The sequence below is a fragment of the Mesorhizobium sp. M0522 genome, from assembly GCF_040321085.1.
In the GTDB taxonomy this organism is placed as follows: domain Bacteria; phylum Pseudomonadota; class Alphaproteobacteria; order Rhizobiales; family Rhizobiaceae; genus Mesorhizobium.
The window spans coordinates 65,819-81,687 of the sequence record NZ_JAMYQW010000019.1 but is presented as its reverse complement, the minus strand read 5'-3'; the positions used below and the strand labels follow the sequence as shown (position 1 = coordinate 81,687).

Annotated in this window: 14 protein-coding genes and 2 pseudogenes; 12 read left to right on the top strand and 4 right to left on the bottom strand. The window is 58.9% G+C overall.

Features of this window, described 5'->3' with window-relative positions:
• Positions 1-310 precede the first annotated feature (310 nt).
• From NKI58_RS20315 to NKI58_RS20280, 8 genes are all read left to right on the top strand, one after another.
• Positions 311-1,690, top strand: coding sequence for an alpha,alpha-trehalose-phosphate synthase (UDP-forming) (locus tag NKI58_RS20315; protein WP_352517952.1), 1,380 nt, complete (start codon positions 311-313; stop codon positions 1,688-1,690).
• 235 nt (positions 1,691-1,925) lie between these two features.
• Positions 1,926-2,858: a LysR family transcriptional regulator gene (locus tag NKI58_RS20310; RefSeq protein ID WP_352842855.1), complete on the top strand. Its 933-nt coding sequence runs from the start codon at positions 1,926-1,928 to the stop codon at positions 2,856-2,858.
• A gap of 290 nt (positions 2,859-3,148) precedes the next feature.
• Positions 3,149-3,844 carry a helix-turn-helix domain-containing protein gene (locus NKI58_RS20305; protein WP_031195139.1) on the top strand — a complete coding sequence of 232 codons (696 nt, stop codon included), beginning with the start codon at positions 3,149-3,151 and terminating at the stop codon, positions 3,842-3,844.
• Positions 3,845-3,983: 139 nt separating this feature from the next.
• Positions 3,984-4,859 carry an Evf family palmitoylated virulence factor gene (locus NKI58_RS20300; protein ID WP_352853660.1) on the top strand — a complete coding sequence of 292 codons (876 nt, stop codon included), beginning with the start codon at positions 3,984-3,986 and terminating at the stop codon, positions 4,857-4,859.
• A gap of 175 nt (positions 4,860-5,034) precedes the next feature.
• Entirely contained in the window at positions 5,035-5,673 is a 639-nt protein-coding gene (locus tag NKI58_RS20295) for a glutamate acetyltransferase (protein ID WP_352828330.1), read from the top strand.
• Between the two features lie 136 nt (positions 5,674-5,809).
• Complete coding sequence (locus NKI58_RS20290) at positions 5,810-6,517, top strand: DUF1906 domain-containing protein (protein ID WP_352496686.1); 708 nt, start codon at positions 5,810-5,812, stop codon at positions 6,515-6,517.
• Between the two features lie 259 nt (positions 6,518-6,776).
• Positions 6,777-7,082 (top strand): recombinase family protein, encoded by a 306-nt coding sequence (locus tag NKI58_RS20285; protein WP_352496687.1) that lies wholly within the window; start codon positions 6,777-6,779, stop codon positions 7,080-7,082.
• Between the two features lie 159 nt (positions 7,083-7,241).
• Positions 7,242-8,405 carry a hypothetical protein gene (locus NKI58_RS20280; protein ID WP_352496688.1) on the top strand — a complete coding sequence of 388 codons (1,164 nt, stop codon included), beginning with the start codon at positions 7,242-7,244 and terminating at the stop codon, positions 8,403-8,405.
• A 1,015-nt stretch (positions 8,406-9,420) separates the two neighbouring features.
• Here NKI58_RS20280 and NKI58_RS20270 read toward each other — a convergent pair.
• Positions 9,421-9,848: pseudogene (locus tag NKI58_RS20270) on the bottom strand (type II toxin-antitoxin system VapC family toxin).
• A complete protein-coding gene (locus tag NKI58_RS20265; RefSeq protein ID WP_352496689.1) occupies positions 9,848-10,093 on the bottom strand; it encodes a type II toxin-antitoxin system VapB family antitoxin in 246 nt (81 codons plus the stop codon). The pseudogene NKI58_RS20270 and the gene NKI58_RS20265 overlap by 1 nt, the downstream one beginning before the upstream one ends.
• Positions 10,094-10,664: 571 nt before the next feature.
• On the opposite strand from NKI58_RS20265, the pseudogene NKI58_RS35585 reads away from it, so the two are divergent.
• From NKI58_RS35585 to NKI58_RS20250, 4 genes and pseudogenes are all read left to right on the top strand, one after another.
• Positions 10,665-11,041: pseudogene (locus NKI58_RS35585) on the top strand (hypothetical protein).
• Positions 11,042-11,479: 438 nt separating this feature from the next.
• A complete protein-coding gene (locus tag NKI58_RS20260) occupies positions 11,480-12,001 on the top strand; it encodes a DUF309 domain-containing protein (RefSeq protein WP_352642899.1) in 522 nt (173 codons plus the stop codon).
• A 734-nt stretch (positions 12,002-12,735) separates the two neighbouring features.
• Complete coding sequence (locus NKI58_RS20255) at positions 12,736-13,008, top strand: CoA-binding protein (RefSeq protein WP_352642900.1); 273 nt, start codon at positions 12,736-12,738, stop codon at positions 13,006-13,008.
• A gap of 131 nt (positions 13,009-13,139) precedes the next feature.
• Positions 13,140-14,336, top strand: a complete 1,197-nt coding sequence (locus NKI58_RS20250) for a DUF932 domain-containing protein (protein WP_352642901.1) — start codon at positions 13,140-13,142, stop codon at positions 14,334-14,336.
• A 233-nt stretch (positions 14,337-14,569) separates the two neighbouring features.
• Here the strand turns inward: NKI58_RS20250 and NKI58_RS20245 are convergent, their stop codons facing one another.
• Positions 14,570-15,103, bottom strand: a complete 534-nt coding sequence (locus NKI58_RS20245; RefSeq protein WP_352853658.1) for a DUF5615 family PIN-like protein — start codon at positions 15,101-15,103, stop codon at positions 14,570-14,572.
• Entirely contained in the window at positions 15,100-15,720 is a 621-nt protein-coding gene (locus NKI58_RS20240) for a DUF433 domain-containing protein (RefSeq protein WP_352642904.1), read from the bottom strand. The genes NKI58_RS20245 and NKI58_RS20240 overlap by 4 nt, the downstream gene beginning before the upstream one ends.
• Between the last annotated feature and the right edge of the window lie 149 nt (positions 15,721-15,869).

Here is a 15,869-nt window from a genome sequence, read left to right as displayed (position 1 = left end):
CTGGAGCGCTTTTGCACCCAACTTCCTCTCCCGGCGGCTCCAATTCAGTTCAGCTTTGTTTCAATTTAAATCGCTGAAAAGTTGACATTCGTATGGATTCGTCGAGATTTATTGATCAGACGCACAACTCGCCTTGATGTCAATTCCGCTGTCTATAGGAAACTTATGATGATCAACCCTTTATATAATTCCAATCCCCTTTCTAGATCCATGCTATTCTTTCTTTTGAACTTGCATGTCTTATTGTGCAGATCGCTCAGGGGGCGGAGCTTTCATGAACGGCGGGATGTCCGAGAGCAGGAGAGTGGAGATGAGTAGACTGGTCGTAGTCTCAAACAGGGTTTCGCTGCCCGACGAGCATGGTTCCCCGCCGCCAGGCGGGATGGCAATTGCGCTGAGCGCTGCGCTCCAGCGAAGGCACGGCCTATGGATGGGCTGGTCGGGGAAGGTGAAAGCCGGGGAGGACCCGTCAGGGCCGATCTCACGCCGGGAGGCCCGCGGGATCAGTTATGCGCTTACCGATCTCTCGCAGACAGATTTGGACGATTATTACTACGGCTTTGCCAACCGGGTTCTTTGGCCGGTTTTCCACTGCCGAGTCGACCTCGCCGAGTATTCCGAAGCACGAATGTCCGGATATCAGCGCGTCAACCGACTCTTTGCAAAGCTGTTGCAGCCGCTCATCAGCGACGACGACGTCATATGGGTGCACGACTATCACCTGATCCCGCTTGCGAAAGAACTGCGGAACCTCGGCTGCGGCAATAAGATCGGCTTCTTTCTGCACATTCCGTGGCCGGCGGCGGACATCCTCTTCACCGTACCGCACTATGATGATTTGCTACGCGGGCTTTCGTGCTATGACCTCGTCGGCTTTCATACCGATGACGATCTTAGTAACTTCGCCGAATGCTTGCGCCGTCAGGGGTTACCGGACCCCATCACAAACGGTGTGTGCCAAGCCTATGGACGTGTGTTTCGCTGCGGCGTTTTTCCGATCGGCATCGACACGGCCGAGTTCGAACGACTGGCCGAGCAGGCGGCGCGCAGCGAGACTCTGCAGGAGCCCTCTCAGAGGATTGCCGGTTGTAAAGTCGCGATCGGCGTCGACCGCCTCGACTATTCGAAGGGCATCGAGAAGCGCATCGTCGCGTTTGACCGCTTCCTGCGGAGCAACGACCACCGCATCGGCAAGACGCAACTGCTGCAGATCACACCGAAATCCCGCACGGAAATACCGGCATATCTGGCGATGCAAAAGGACGTCGCCGAGCGGGTGGGGCGCGTTGATGGCGAACTCGGAACGATCGATTGGATGCCCGTCCACTACATCAACCGGTCCGTTGGACCCAGCGAGCTCGCCGGTCTATACCGCATGGCACGCGTCGGCCTGGTCACGCCGCTCCGCGACGGCATGAACCTTGTAGCTAAGGAATATGTCGCCGCACAGGACCCACAGAATCCAGGTGTTCTCGTGCTTTCGCGTTTTGCCGGCGCAGCCAGAGAGCTAGGCGGAGCGATCCTCGTCAATCCCTACGATCCGGAAGCGATGGCGAAGGCCATCGAAGAAGCCCTGGACATGCAGTTGGATGAGCGGATCGATCGTTGGCGTGCGATGATCGGCCGGCTCCGCGAATACAACGTCTATCGCTGGTGCGACGACTTTCTCTTAGGCCTGGATCAGCGCTGAGCTTTGCCGCGTTCCTGGGCCTGGCTTCGCCAGCATGAGGCTGACCGCGACCAAGTGAATCAGGCAGCATTTCGGCCTCGCTGAGCGATGCCGAATGTGCTGACGCTTAGCGCGAGCACACCGCTTACTAAGACAAGAGGAGAAGGCCGTGGATGAGCTCGCTTGCAGTCGCGAAACTTCAAAAAAGCGGACGCAGCCGTTTGTCGCGGAACCTCGCGCCACACGGCAGCGGCAAATGCTGGCGTCGATTGACCTGAACTTGCTGTTTGCTCTCGAAGCGCTGCTGGAACACCGCAACGTCACGCATGCGGCTCGACACGTGGGCTTGAGCCAGCCCTCGATGAGCCGAGCGTTGAGGAGGCTGCGTGGCATTTTCAACGACGATCTTTTGGTTCGCGGCTCCATGGGCCTGGTTCCGACCCCGCAGGCCCAACGCTTGAGCCGAATGCTGCCGCCGGTGCTGGATGCGATCCGCGGGATAGTGAACGGCAGTCTTGCCCAAGCCAATTGGCGATCGAAGGCGATAATGGCGATGCCCGATCATCAAGGACTGGTCCTGCTGCCGCGGCTCCTGCCCCGGCTGCGCCAGCACGCGCCTCATCTGGACGTCGTCATCGATCCGCTTCTCTCCGGCGCGATGCGGCGGCTTGAGCTAGGCGAGATCGATTTGGCTATAGGGCAGATTAGCGCCTCGCCGCCCGGATACTTGAGGCGCAGCCTCTACTCCGACCGGTTTGCCTGCCTGCTGCGCCACGACCATCCAGCCCTGGCGCGGGAATGGACAATCGAGAGCTTCGCGGCCTTGCGCCACGCAGCCATTGCCTTGGACTCCAAAGACGGCTTCGGCCGGGTGCATGACGAACTGGTCAAGTTAGATCTCCAGGGTCGCGATCCGGTGTTGGTTTCCAACATCTTGACGGCCGCGTTGGCGATCGCGGCGACCGATCTGCTGTTGATTGTACCACGCCGCGTCGCGACCAGGATCGCCGCCTTGCTGCCGCTAGCGATCATGGATCCGCCTGTGCAATTGACACCCTATGAAGTCGCGCTGATTTGGCACGAGCGTTCCCATCGCGACCCGGAGCATCGTTGGCTGCGCCACGAGATCGCCGTCGCCGCGGCGGCGGGAACAGAGCAAAATATCCCAACTGGGAAGGCAAATGACTGATGAGTCGCCTAGGGAAGAAACGTGATCCGAATCCGGGGCTATCGTCAGGATATGACGGAAAAAGTTTATTGCCCTGCTCGCCCGTTGGGAGGGGAAGCTGGCTCTGCTGTGCCAGCGCATTGAAACCGTGCCGGTTTCGACAATTTGAAGCGAGGCAACAGGGCCAGACGAGAAGGTATCATACGCCCAGCCATCTATATACAGGCCAAAAACCGCCTCTCTTCGACCGCCATTCGGCCGCGCCAAGCCTTCCACAGGCCAGCTTCCCATGGTGTCTGTGAGGTGCCTGCATGCTGGCAGCATATCTTGGCTCGGACCCCGAAGCATGCAAGTCCTTGGCACTAATCGCGAGTTCTCTGAGGCAGATCGATATCCTTGATCACCGTTTATTGCGGGCAGGGCGCTCCGCGCAGATCGTCATCGTCGATTGTCGCGAACCGATTCACGACAAGCACGGGCGTGCGAAGCTCTCGCCCGAACCTGTCAAACTGGCTCTGGTTCTGGAAGAGAGCCTGGATCGACAAGCGGTCTTCTCCAACGGGTATTCCGATTACCTGTTGTGGCCGCTCACCGAGCAGGAAGTTCTGCGCAGACTTACCGCCTGCATCGTTCAGTTCGCGCAGCGTTCTACCCCGCCTTTCTTCTCAGCCGATCCGATCGTTCAGAATTCATGCAGTCTGCTGGCGCAGCGGGTCGATCAGCAGATCACCCTCGTCGAATTGGCGCGAATGGTGGGGACCAACAGGACAACGCTCACCACCCGCTTCGAGACATCGTTTGGCTGCGGGCCAATGACTTGGCTACGGCGCTACCGGATGACGGAGGCTGCTGACCGGTTGCGTAACGGGCATGAAAGCATCGGCAAGGTCGCCGAATCCTTCAGCTACGAGAACAGCAACAACTTCTCCACAGCCTTCAAGGCGTTTCATGGCCTCTCGCCACTGCGCTATCGCAAAATGATACGGCGCAGAGAAAAGCCTGCCTAACGCAAAGGTGGGGGCCGGAGCGAATTGGTATAAGGCGACGCGGGCACGCAAAGATCATCTCATCTCCGAGGCGTTTCCGCGCTTTGGGCACCTTAAGCTCTCGCACCAACGCTCATGTCTCACAGCAGGAGGATAAAGCATGTCGAACGCATTTTCAGTGAATGTTCAAGAGCATGAACAGCGCTATTCCAAAGAACACTATGAGGCGGCGTCCGCATTTTTCTACGCCAAGCCCCTTGTTTTGGCCCAGTTAGATGCTGCGCCCCCCAGTGACGACACGATCGCCAACGCTCAAGGGACAGTGCAGTTTCACCTCATCGGCCAAAAAACCGAAGATCCGACGTACAGCGGCACCCTCAATGAGAATCAGGACAATCTACTGGCAATAGGAGGAATTATTAACGACTACATCCATACCCATTATGCGAACATCGATGCACAGAAGCTTGATATCAACACATGGACCGATGTTGTTGGCAACATTCCAGATCTCTCTATGGGCGGGCAAAAACTGAAGAGTTTTTCAAAAAAGGTGGCCGGGACGTCGGTCTCAGCTACTTTCCTCTCGCTGATTGCCAAGGCGATCATTACCGACGGGGCATCGTTGCTGCTGGATTTCCAGTCCTTCCTTACAGAAATGGGGAATCTCACCTTCAGTGCAAACGGCAAGGCGCAGCGATACAAGGCGCTGACATGCACCTACCAGAGCTACCTTCTCGATAATGGGGCAGGCGGATATTACGACTACGGAGCAATCGTTCTGCGGCAGATCGAGTTCAAAGAGCACTTCCTCGAGCTGAAATCCTCTTGTTCGTCGACCCACTACGTCCGCGTCGACATGGACTATGCCGAGGTCACCAATCTCGTTCAGACCCGTCGGATCCGCAAAGGCGGCCCCGATCACGAAAACTTCCAGGAGCTTGTGAATAAGAACTCCACCGACCAGTTCAAGAAGGCCAAGAACTTTTTCAACGGTGGCTCGACGCCGCAACAAGACATCAAGCCGCAGGTCTGATCGTCAGGCCTTTGATCGCGAAAGCAGCGCACCCAACCAATAGCGTGGATTTGGACGAACGTCGCCCGCATCATGGATGCGATAGAGCGGTCCGGTAAGCCCTTGCGAACTACCGATGCTCTGTCGCGCCCCCGGTGCCGGCGAACTCCGGTCCCGCTTCCATAGGGAAGCAGACATGAACCCATTCGCAAAAACAGCTGCGGGCCTTTTCCTGGTGATCGGCCCGCAGAGCAGCCAACCGCTCGAGGCGGAGAGGATTTGCTCTGCCATAGTCCAGAAACTATTCGAAGACCCAACCCGGACTCTGGATTCTCGAACATGGCAGAATGCCGCGCAAATGGTACCGAACCAGGTGGAAACCGCCACGACTTCAAGAACGCTGAACCGCACGATGGACGTGGCGGAATTGCCCAGTGCCTTTGCGTCAATTTGCGCGAATGCCGCCGACGGCAATGAAGCTGGCGTCGGTCTGGCAAAGGCAATCCGTAGCTATCTGAGCAAACACGGCGAACCGACGGCGTTCAATTGCCTCGTCCTAGATCAATCCGACTCCGCGGAAGTCCGTCTATCTTTAACCTGCCTTGCCGTGGTCGAAGTTGGAAGCGCTGACAGTCTCGCCATCACCTCCATATTGCTCTCCGCATCGCTGAACCTGTCAAACAAGCAAACGCAATCCATTATCGCGCAGGTTTTCGGCCGTTTCAGCTCGCCGAGCGACTCACCGTACTACCTGCGCTTGTTCTCCAGCCGGCGGTCCCACAGTCAGAGACGTAGCGACATTCTGCAGCAGACCGAGGGGCAAACAGAGGTATAGCTGATTGCGTCTGCGCCGCGTTGGTGGCTGCGGGAAATGACATCAAAAGGCTGCGCGAAGAAATAGCGTGGGAGGGCGAGGTGACCGTATAAACTGCGCATTTTCCATATAATTTCGGCCTTCGGGGAGACGGACTATGCACGATATTATCGACGTCCCGCAGAACGTCGGCGATTTTGCTGTGTGCTTGGCAGAATCTGGTGTCAATACAGTAATCCGGTACTACAACCATCGGAATAGTACACCATTTCCCTCAAAATGTCTGACAGGGGAGGAACTCGCCGCCCTTCATGGTGCTGGAATATCGGTAGCTGTGGCCTTCGAGCAGCGGGGTGGCTCGGGCGGCAATATCAGAGACTTGCATGGTGCGGCTGGAGAGCGAGACTCCGGTCGTGCGCTTGATCTGGCCGCCGCGTTGGGACAGCCCGAAGGCTCCGGAATCTATTTTGCAGTCGATTGGGACTACCACACACCACAGCATCTTGCACGGATAGCACCCTACTTCAGGAGTGTGCGGAATGCGTTGGCTGGCCGTTATCTCGTTGGCGTTTACGGATCGGGCACGGTCGGACACCACATGAAGCGCCAGGGGCTGGTGGACCATATATGGCTCTCTGGCTCGTTGGGATGGTCCGGAACGAGACAAGCGCTCAAGCAGGGGGATTGGTCGCTTTTCCAAAAGTTTATGGAAAAGCGTTCCGAGATCGGGGGCTTCGGATACGATGGAAATGTCGTCAATCCGGCCCTTGAAAACTTTGGTCAATTTGGGCCGGCAGGTACTCTCCCCTCTCGCGACGCGAAGGAACGTCTGCGTTGTTCAAAGTTGCTGCGCGAGGAGCGCTAAATCTTCGCTCCCGGCCGGGCAAGAGCTTTCGCATGGTCGATTCCTCCCGAACGGTACAAGGCACGCCCACGCCTTGTCAGGCTGCACCGGAAGCTTCTCCCGCTGCGTCTTCGTCATCGATATCCCGGCATCGTTCATCCCTTCACAAACCGCTTGCCTTACGGCGCCATAATGAAAGAGGATTATGAAAGGCTCCGCACCTGTATTCTCGTGGACACCCTCGGCCTTCCATAAATGACCGTTTGCGAAAGGAAGCTCCATGCTGATCGGCTATGCCCGGGTGAGCAAAGGCGACGAGCAGTCCAAGAAGGCGCAGATCAAGGCGCTCACCGATGCCGGTTGCGAACGGATCTTTGAAGAGGAAGCTTCCGGCGGTCGATGGGAGCGCCCCGAACTGCACCGGATGCTTGATCAATTGAGGGAAGTCGATGTCGCGTGGCACTTATACGCGAGAATGCGGCAGTTCACAGCCTGTGTTCAGCGGGCCTTAGACGAGCTCAAGAGCAGAAACGATAGGAGGCCAAAGGCAGTCGGCGTCCAGTTCGTGTTCCGCGCGACCGCCTGATGTTCGAAGGGGTGAGAGACAAATATCGGCTCATCCTCGATGTCTCGACTTGGACCGAGTACTCGAGACGACGCCCCCATAGAGCCTTGGCATTGATATTCCGCCAGTTGAACTCTTGTTTGCCGACTTTTGTCGGTTTGGATCATCGAGGAGCTCCGCATGGGTAAGATGGTCGTGTTGAAGCCAGTCGTTTGGAACAGCAATGGCTATCTCGGCCCCACCGGCGGAACCACGTCGAGCGGTTATGCCGGAGTTCATGGCTATGGCCACGAGGAATGGAATGGTCGGTCCGATTGGGTCTGGAAGGGCTGGAAAGTTTTTCACACCCAAGGGAAAGGCCGAATGTTCAGTTATGCCGACGAGGGCAACCTCGGCATCATCATGACGACGATGAAGGACGGTCAGTTCTATGCTGTAGGTGCCGCATGCGCCATCTATCAGAATGATGAGAACGATCGAGCGGCAATTGCCAAAGAGCTGGATCTGCGTAGGAACGGCAATGCACTCTGGAAGTTACCCGGGATCAAAAGCCTCAAGAAGAACAAGGCAGCTTTCGACGCCCATTGGGAGGATGCGTACGAATGGGTCCAATGGCGTTGTCCACAATCGCACTTCGTCTGGTTCAGCCCGTCGATTTTAATCATCCCTGACGACATCATACCCTCGAAACCTCCGTCGCCGCCTCGGCAGGCAATTATCAAGATGCATGGGAGCTACCAAGCGGTGAGGCCTGATCAAGCCTTGGCCATTATCGCCGAAAGGCTGCCATCTTCGCATCCAATCTTAGCGTGGCTATCGACGGATGATTTCGACGACGTGCGGGACCGGAGCGTCCGCAATGCGCCTCCACCTAGGGGCAAAGGGAGGAAAAGCGCTGGAACGGCCACCGATCCATACACCCGCTACCTCCAGGAAAATGAATTCCAAATTACGCCCAAGCATCATCACCTGCAGTCGGCTTTCGAGGCGTTTCTCAAAGCGTCCAACGCCACGCAAGTTGTACCCAACATGGAATGGGTCGATGTCCGCTATCACGACGCGCAATTCGGACCGGTGCTGGCAGAGATCAAGCCGACCGACCCGCTGACGATCCGTTTCGCGATACGGGCCGCAATTGGCCAACTGCTCGACTACCATCAGAAGCAAGAGGGCAATCCGCGACTCCTCGTTGTGACCGACTGCAGGCCATCGAATCCGGACGATCTCGCCTTAGCAACGGACAACGGCTTCGGCCTGGCATGGCGAGACGGGAAGAAATTCGAATTCCGATGGCCAGCGCACCAAAATAGGCGCGACAAAAGGGGGTCATTGATCAATCGGTAACCGATCTTAGTAAAACTTAACTCCCAAGGTCTGGGCGACCTGCCCGTAATCTAGCCGGCGGAGGCCATACTGACGAGGAGACGACAGCCGATCGCAAGGAGCGTCGGGACAAGGCGAAGCCCGGCGGCGCCAAGGCGGGACATAAGGGTCACAGCCGCCCTGAGCGAGGATTTCGATCGCCCTGGCTGCCGGGCCAGTCTGTCGAGCGATCTTGCTGCCGAATCCGTCAGCGAACACTATAAGATCGAGCTTCCCGCGATCAGGCCTTCGATTGAACGCCATCGGCGTCTGGCAGTCCGTTGCCTGTCCTGCGACACGCTGGTCGTCGCTTTCGCCAGCTTCGACTGGTTGCCTTTGACGGCGATCACGTACTGGCCGCCGCCCTCCCGCGCATCAGAATGCCTCGCGACCATGCTGTCCTACCTCCACTGCTCGATCCGGCGGATACGCCTGTCATTGGCTGCCGCACGAAGGCGCGGCTTCACGAACCGCTCCTGCGGGGGCGATCGGAGATCTGCCATCGCCGTCCCCCGTGACAAAAAATCGGAGCAAAATGCGTGCCGAATTGGCGTATCGTCTGCGCTGCACCGATTCTCGGTACCGGTGACCCGCCCTCTCTCCCTTTTGGTAGGGCTTCCGACATTCTTGCCCAGCTTCCGACACAAGAAGGTTTGCGGATCAGAATGCTTTCTGACCGGGCGGAGCAGCAATGCCAAATGAAGCAATACGACAATGTGGCTTAGGACGATTTTGCTCAGTGTCGGAGATGGTTCTGAGTCTTTCGGGCGGAGGTTTCTCGAATGACCAAAGGAAAGGAATTGCCCGATCGCCAAACGGATGTAGCGCCTGGTTCTCGGCTGCGCCGTTCTGCCAGTTTGGCCTCTCACGATGACGTTGAGAGGGGCCATGCCGAGACGGAGCAAGCGAGACGAACGACAGCGAAAGCCGCGCAACAACGCTAAGGTCATCGCGCTTCGCCCTGACCTGCCGGGTGAGGGCACCGATCTCAGCGAACTCAAGCCAGATCCGTTTGCGAAAAGTCGTTGCCTTGGGAGAGCAACGGGAGCCGGTGGGCCTTCGCACATGCATAGGCGAAGCAGTCCCCGAAATTGAGATCGGCCTTGTGCCCCACAGCCTTGCCGTATTTCATGCTGGCTTCGATCGCGCGATTGCCGATATCGCCGGATATCATGATTTCCTTGCCAGCGACCTCGGCTATGAACGCGTCGACGGTGTCGCGAGCTTGCGCCAACATGTCGGGCGGGGCTTGGCGTTCTTCTTGATGGCTTCAGCCGCTGCTCGCGCGAGACCTTGAACTGCCTCGAAGCGGACGAGTGGGGAGACGTACAGCGGCCTGGTCGCGGCCGCGAGCCGCTTTTCCAGTTCTTCCGCGCCAGGCTCCTCATTGAGGATGGCGACGATCACCGACGCGTCGACGAACATCAGTCGTCGCCCCACATTTCGTCAGTGAATTCCTTCATGTCGAAATCAGGATTGGCCGGCCCGATCCGCCGTGCCATTTCCTTGACCTTAGCCAGTCTCTCGCGCAGCGGGACGCTGCTGCGGTTGCGCTCGATCTCGTGGCGCAAGGCGGTTCTGACGGCCTCAGTCTTGCTACGCGCCTCTGTGATCTGCTGCAGCTCGACGGCCAAAGCATCAACGTCGGGATCGCGAATGAAGAGCGGCATTTGTATATCCTCTGAATGATATTCATATATCATGCAAAAGATATACTCGCCACCAAATTCGCAATCTGCCGGTTCGACTGGCAGGAAGAATGTGACTCGCGAAAATCGTGCAGGGATCATTCCTTGACTCGCTCCTCATTTGGTCGGCCATGAGTCGCGCTCGGGCTTCGCAATGCGCACGCACCTGCCGAGCGTCGTCCTGACGCAACGCCTTGATCCATCCTCGCCCGCGCATAAGTCTTCCTGCCAGCACCCACCCGAAAAGCCATGCGGATTTATCCACCGAGACGCTAATTTCCGGCAAGCCGAAACTCTTGTGGAAAAGAAGCGCGGCGCTCGCGAGGACGAATGAAGCGATATTACAAGGTCGTTCGTCCTATTGGCCATCTTGGGCTGTGATGTTATGCGCAATCTGTTTGAGGAGCGCTCCAACGGCTTGGGCATGCCGCGGACAAGCGAAGTAGCGCCGGCCAAGAGCGCAGTTGCGATGTAGGCATCTGGAGGGCGATTGGTGCGTGGATAGTCAGCTGGCCTATTGTCGATTGTGCCAGCCGGCGCGCATTTTGCAGCCATGGTGGCGCAGCATGTTGAGTTGGCGTTGTACTCGGCAATATCGAAGGCCTGCATCGGCCGTTCTGTGATCGTGTGGCTGACGCTGCGGAGAAAACCGCAGGGTCGGTTCTGTTCGATGTTCGTGTCGACGGCGATATCTGCGTTCAGCGGATGGCCGCGATTGGATATGGCGTCACCGGCACAGCAATAATCGTGATGGACAAGAACGGACAACTTAGATGCGCATCGGTAAACGGGGACACCGCCCTTTTGGTGGCAGAATTGGCTGCCTGGGATGCGTCTCCGCTGAGTGAGCAAGCGAGGGTTGACCACCGCGGAACGGCCATCATCCTGCTAGCCAAACTTCGGAGCTCAGGTCACTTCGCCCGTTTCTAGCCGGCTGAGCGCCGCTTCCTACCTTGCGGGCTAAGCAGATGGCGCGGCGGCGATGAGGCACCAGGCGCGCGAATCCCCGCCAGCAGCAGCCTCTCCGCAGTTAGACCCAGCTTCGTTCCCGTCATCAAACTGCTCACGTTGAACGCCGGCGCGACTGGCTCCGGGCGGAGATCGATCCGAACTACCTTGGGGTCGCCTTCGGCCTTGCGACCGGGCTTGCTGCTCGCAGAAGCAGCGTCAGTCTTCGGTGCGCGAGTAGTCGGGCTTCAAGACGGTCAAGCGCTATCGGCGTCTGCCACCGAAGACGTCCGGCGTCGTTCGTGTACGGCGGAGGCTGAAATCTCAGGGATGGAAGGACCCAGCAGCCAATGCAGCGGTGTCCATCAGATTCCATATGACATGATTGTCATCGACGTGCTTTCATGATTGCTGGGGTCTATGTCACGTCGTCGCTTGCTACCCGAAAAGAATTTCCCGGGCTACGCATACCTGCCTGGCAAACATCCGCATCCGGTTCGCGACCCGCTGGGTCACAGTTACCAAAGCGACCCGGTGACCGTTGTTGCCGTCGAGGAATCACTCAGCTCAAACGGGTTCCGATGGGGTATCGACCTTTTCAATCACGGCTATTACTGGGAAGCCCATGAGGCTTGGGAGCCTCTTTGGCACGCTGCGAAACAAAGCACTCAGCATCGCCTTTTGTTCAAGGGATTGATCCTGTTGGCGGCGGCCGGGGTGAAAATCCGCGAGGGAAAGCGGGTCGCTGCCGCGCGCCATGCGGCGAGAGCTGCAGCGCTTTTTCGTCGGGTGGCGCCTCTGCCGAGCCGGCCCTTTGAGGCCGCACTCGGAATGACACCTGCCGCGCTCGCGGTACACGCCGAAACGGCCACAACTTTCCCGGCTGTTTTGCGAACTTCTCAAGTCCTACGGTCGCATTGTTCCGTGTCGTGGAATGTCTAACTGGATCGAAAGCCGGACTAGGCTTGGACATGAGCCAGTTTGCAAAAAGCGCGGCAGCTTTGTTCCACGGCGTTTCTTTGAGCGATACAAGATAGACGTTACCAGGGCGTTGATCTTCCCCAGGCAGGAGCTCAACCGGTTGGCCGCGGCGTACCTGTTCGCTCGCCGTGCCAATCCAACCCAACGCTATTCCGCTGCCAGCCAAGGCCTGCCTCATCGTAAGGTGGTTGTCGAACACAGGACCCGGCAGCCCCTTCCGACACGTTTACCCCGGAATGCTGGAACCATTGCTTCCAGTCGAACCACGTCTTGTCCTGGCATGCTTCCTTTGGGTCGCCTTTATAGTGGGGTAATCACAACAAACCTGGTGCGGCGGTCAAGCCGCCAGAATGAGCTCGTTTAATCCGGAATGAGCTCGTTTAATGAAGCGCCAGCCTCCGGCTGCGGGAGAAAGGGAGTGCCGGGCCTCAGGACATCCGTGTCACCATCATGCTGACGGCCGTATCGATGGCATCCGTCGTGGACGGTCCATGGTAACGATCATGACCGGACCTTCAATTCATTCGGGCCACCGCACACCTCTCGGTCGAGGCGGCGTTTGAGGCAAGCCACAAGGCATGGGTGGGCAAAAGCGGCTTACAGCACTACGAGCGCATGCTCCGCTCCGATGACTTCAACGAAGATGCCGTCGCCCTTTCGGAAAAGCGCAATTCCGAGTTCAAGGGGAAGTAGCCATGGACGCGGTAACCACAACGCGCGCGGGTCTACTTGGACAGCACCGTCTGGCACCGATGCTGGACGCCCGCTCCATGGTGGTTGCCGGGGTGTCCGGCAGGGAAGGCTCATTCGGCTTGCGGCTGGCCCAGTCCGTCGTCAGCGCCGGATATTCGGGGCGCATCCAGTTCATCGATCCGCGTCAGACCGAAATCCTGGGGAGGCCATGCTTCGCCGCCTTCGCGGACGTTGACGAGGCGCCGGATCTGGCGGTGCTTGGTGTCGGCCCCTAACGCGGCCGCTTCCGCAATGCCGACGCTTCTGGTGGCGCGCGGATGCCGACAGAGGAAGAGCGTGGGTGGGCTGCGGTGGCGGGTGAAGGTCCGGGAGAGAGTCTCCCGGCGCCCGCCGAGGAGCTCCAACCATGACACAGATGGAAATTCACACGCCCACCCGCAACGAGCGTGCCGGTTACAAGGTCGACGTCAGCCGCGGTCAGCGCATCGGCCGCGTGTCGTCAGAATGGTTCAACCGGCCGGCGGACGAGCGATACCTGTCGCTCACCGACCTTCGGAATTCGGTGAAGGCCCGGTCGGAGCGCAGCAAGACCCGCATCGTCGAGAGTGAGCTGATCCGCGTCGAGGCCAGCCGCGACGATCCGGAGCGCCTGAGGTTAATGCTGCCCGATGCGCCTGCCCCAGTTGCCCCCACGCATTGGAGTTTTGGCCAACTCGCCAGCCTGGTAGGTGCACCGGCCACCTATCTGCGCCAGCTTCCGGCCCCGCTCGCGGCGATCAACCTTCAGCACGGTCTCCTCAACCGCCGCGCCGAGCAGGTGAAGACGCTGGAAATCGAGAACGGACGCCTCGAGCTGCGAGCGGTTACAGGTCCGGACTACGGCAGGATTTTCGATGAAGAGCTGATCGCGGCCGTCCAAAAAATCGCCGGCAACGGTACCGGCGACACGCGTTGGAAGGTGCCCGGCGTGCTCGACTGGTCGACGGGAATCTACAATCCGAATGTCGACATCTCCAATGCCACGACGACGCTCTATGCGTCCGACCGTGATGTCTTTGTCTTCCTCGTCGACGACCTGAATCCGATCGAAGCCGGCAAGCTGCCCGATGGCTCGCCCGACGTCTTTTTCAGGGGGTTTTATTGCTGGAACTCGGAGGTCGGCGCCCGCACGCTTGGAATCGCCAGCTTCTATCTACGTGCAGTGTGCCAGAATCGTTGCCTCTGGGGCGTGGAGGATTTCGAGGAAATCACTATCCGGCATTCTAAATATGCCGCCTCGCGTTTTGCCCTGGAAGCCGAGCCAGCGCTGATCCGGTTCGCGGAGTCTTCGCCCATGCCGTTCGTCAATGGCATCAAGGCTTCGCGGGAGCGTGTCGTCGCTCGGGACGATGAAGATCGCCAGAGCTTCCTGCGCAAGCGCGGCTTCTCCAAGGCTGAGACGACGAAGATCATCGATGCCGTGCTTTCGGAGGAAGGGCACCCGCCCGCCTCGATTTTCGACTTCGTGCAGGGCATTACGCGGGTGGCGCGCGACAAGTCGCATCAGGATGTTCGCCTGGAGATGGAGGGCAAGGCCAAGAAGCTTCACGATCTGGCAGCATGATACCGCAATGCTGCGCGCCGCGGGAGTAGGTAACGTCACCGGGCTGCTGATGCCGCCAGTTTCGAACATGTGCATCGCTGCGGCGCGCAGCACACGGCCTGCGCTGCCGGTCTGGCAAACACATCTATCAGGTCTAGGTGTGCGCTGCACAAAATCGCAATGCTGCTATGCACAATTAATGCTTCTCGGGAGCGTGGAAGGGAGTAGGTTGTCGGTATCAAGTTTCGTCCGGGTCACCTCCTCCCGACCTCGGCGATCAGGGACGTATTCCTCCCGAATGCTGTCGTCCAAATCAAGCCCGCCGCACCTCCTCCCGCGGCGGGCTTTTTCGTTGTGCGAGCGGCGGCTTCTGGCAGCCCAATTGCAGGAAACGAACGCGGAGGTCCGTCAGTCGGGAGGTTGAACCGTTCGATTGTGATGGTACGCTCGACATCCACCGTAATCTCCAGCACTTCGTTCCATGCCTCCTCGCCACCGAGCTCCGAAAGGGCGAGATGAAAGAGCCTGTGCTGGAGATCGAGGCTCATCAGGCCAGGGGCGGTGTTGAAGGCGACCAGCCCGACATGCAGCTCCTCGCGGCGATAGAGGCCGCGAAAGTCGGTCGTGTTGTGCGTGACGAGCACATAGCCGTCATCGACCGCGCGCCGGGTCACCATATGGTCCTTGGCGCCGGCGAGCCCAGCCAGCGCACATGGCTCGACTCGGGAAAACCCCGTTCGCGCGTTCGCAAGCTCTGGGCTCAGGCATTCGTCGATCAGGAATTTCACGAAACGGCCGGCAGATCGTCGAGACGGATTGTGCGGCTCGACTTCGCTGCCGTGCTGCGCCACGCCGGCTTGACCGGCGGACGGCCACGCCGCGGATAGGCGAGCGCATAGTCGGCCGCGAGCCCGATCTGGTCGAGAGTCAGTTGCGGATAGGCGGCACGGATCGTCTCGGGCGTATCGCCATTGGCGAGCATGTCGGCAACGTCATGAACAAGCACGCGTGTTCCCACAAAAGCCGGCTGACCGCCAAGTACCGCTGGATCGCGCGCCACCATGGCCTTGGCTTTCCTCAGCCGGCTGAGGCCGGTCCTTACCCCGGCGGTGATCGGCTTCAGGTCGACCTTAAGCGGATCGTCCGCGACCACGGGCGCAGCTTCATCGGCAATGGCGTGCTCGACGATCCGCCGCCGCGCGGCAGGCGTCAGCGTCTCCGCCGTCAGCCAGGCGAGGCGTAGGCCGACGAGACCCGCTCCGATGATGACGCGGCTGCCGCGGCGTGTCTCGACACGGCCGCGCAGCAATCCGGCATCGATGATGCGATGCACCTGCTTGAGCGGCACCTGCGTTACCGCCGCCGCCTCATTGGCGGTGAGCACTTCGGTACTAAACCCCGGCATGACAATAATCCTTCCACGTTCATGGAAGATATATAGTCATCTGCCGTCCGCAGTCCAGCGAAGCTTTGCGGCAGGCGGCAGGCGGCCGGCGCCGGTGTGAGGCCTGGAGGCAGAGGGGGAAGGGGAGGTTCCTGACGGGCTTGGAGGTT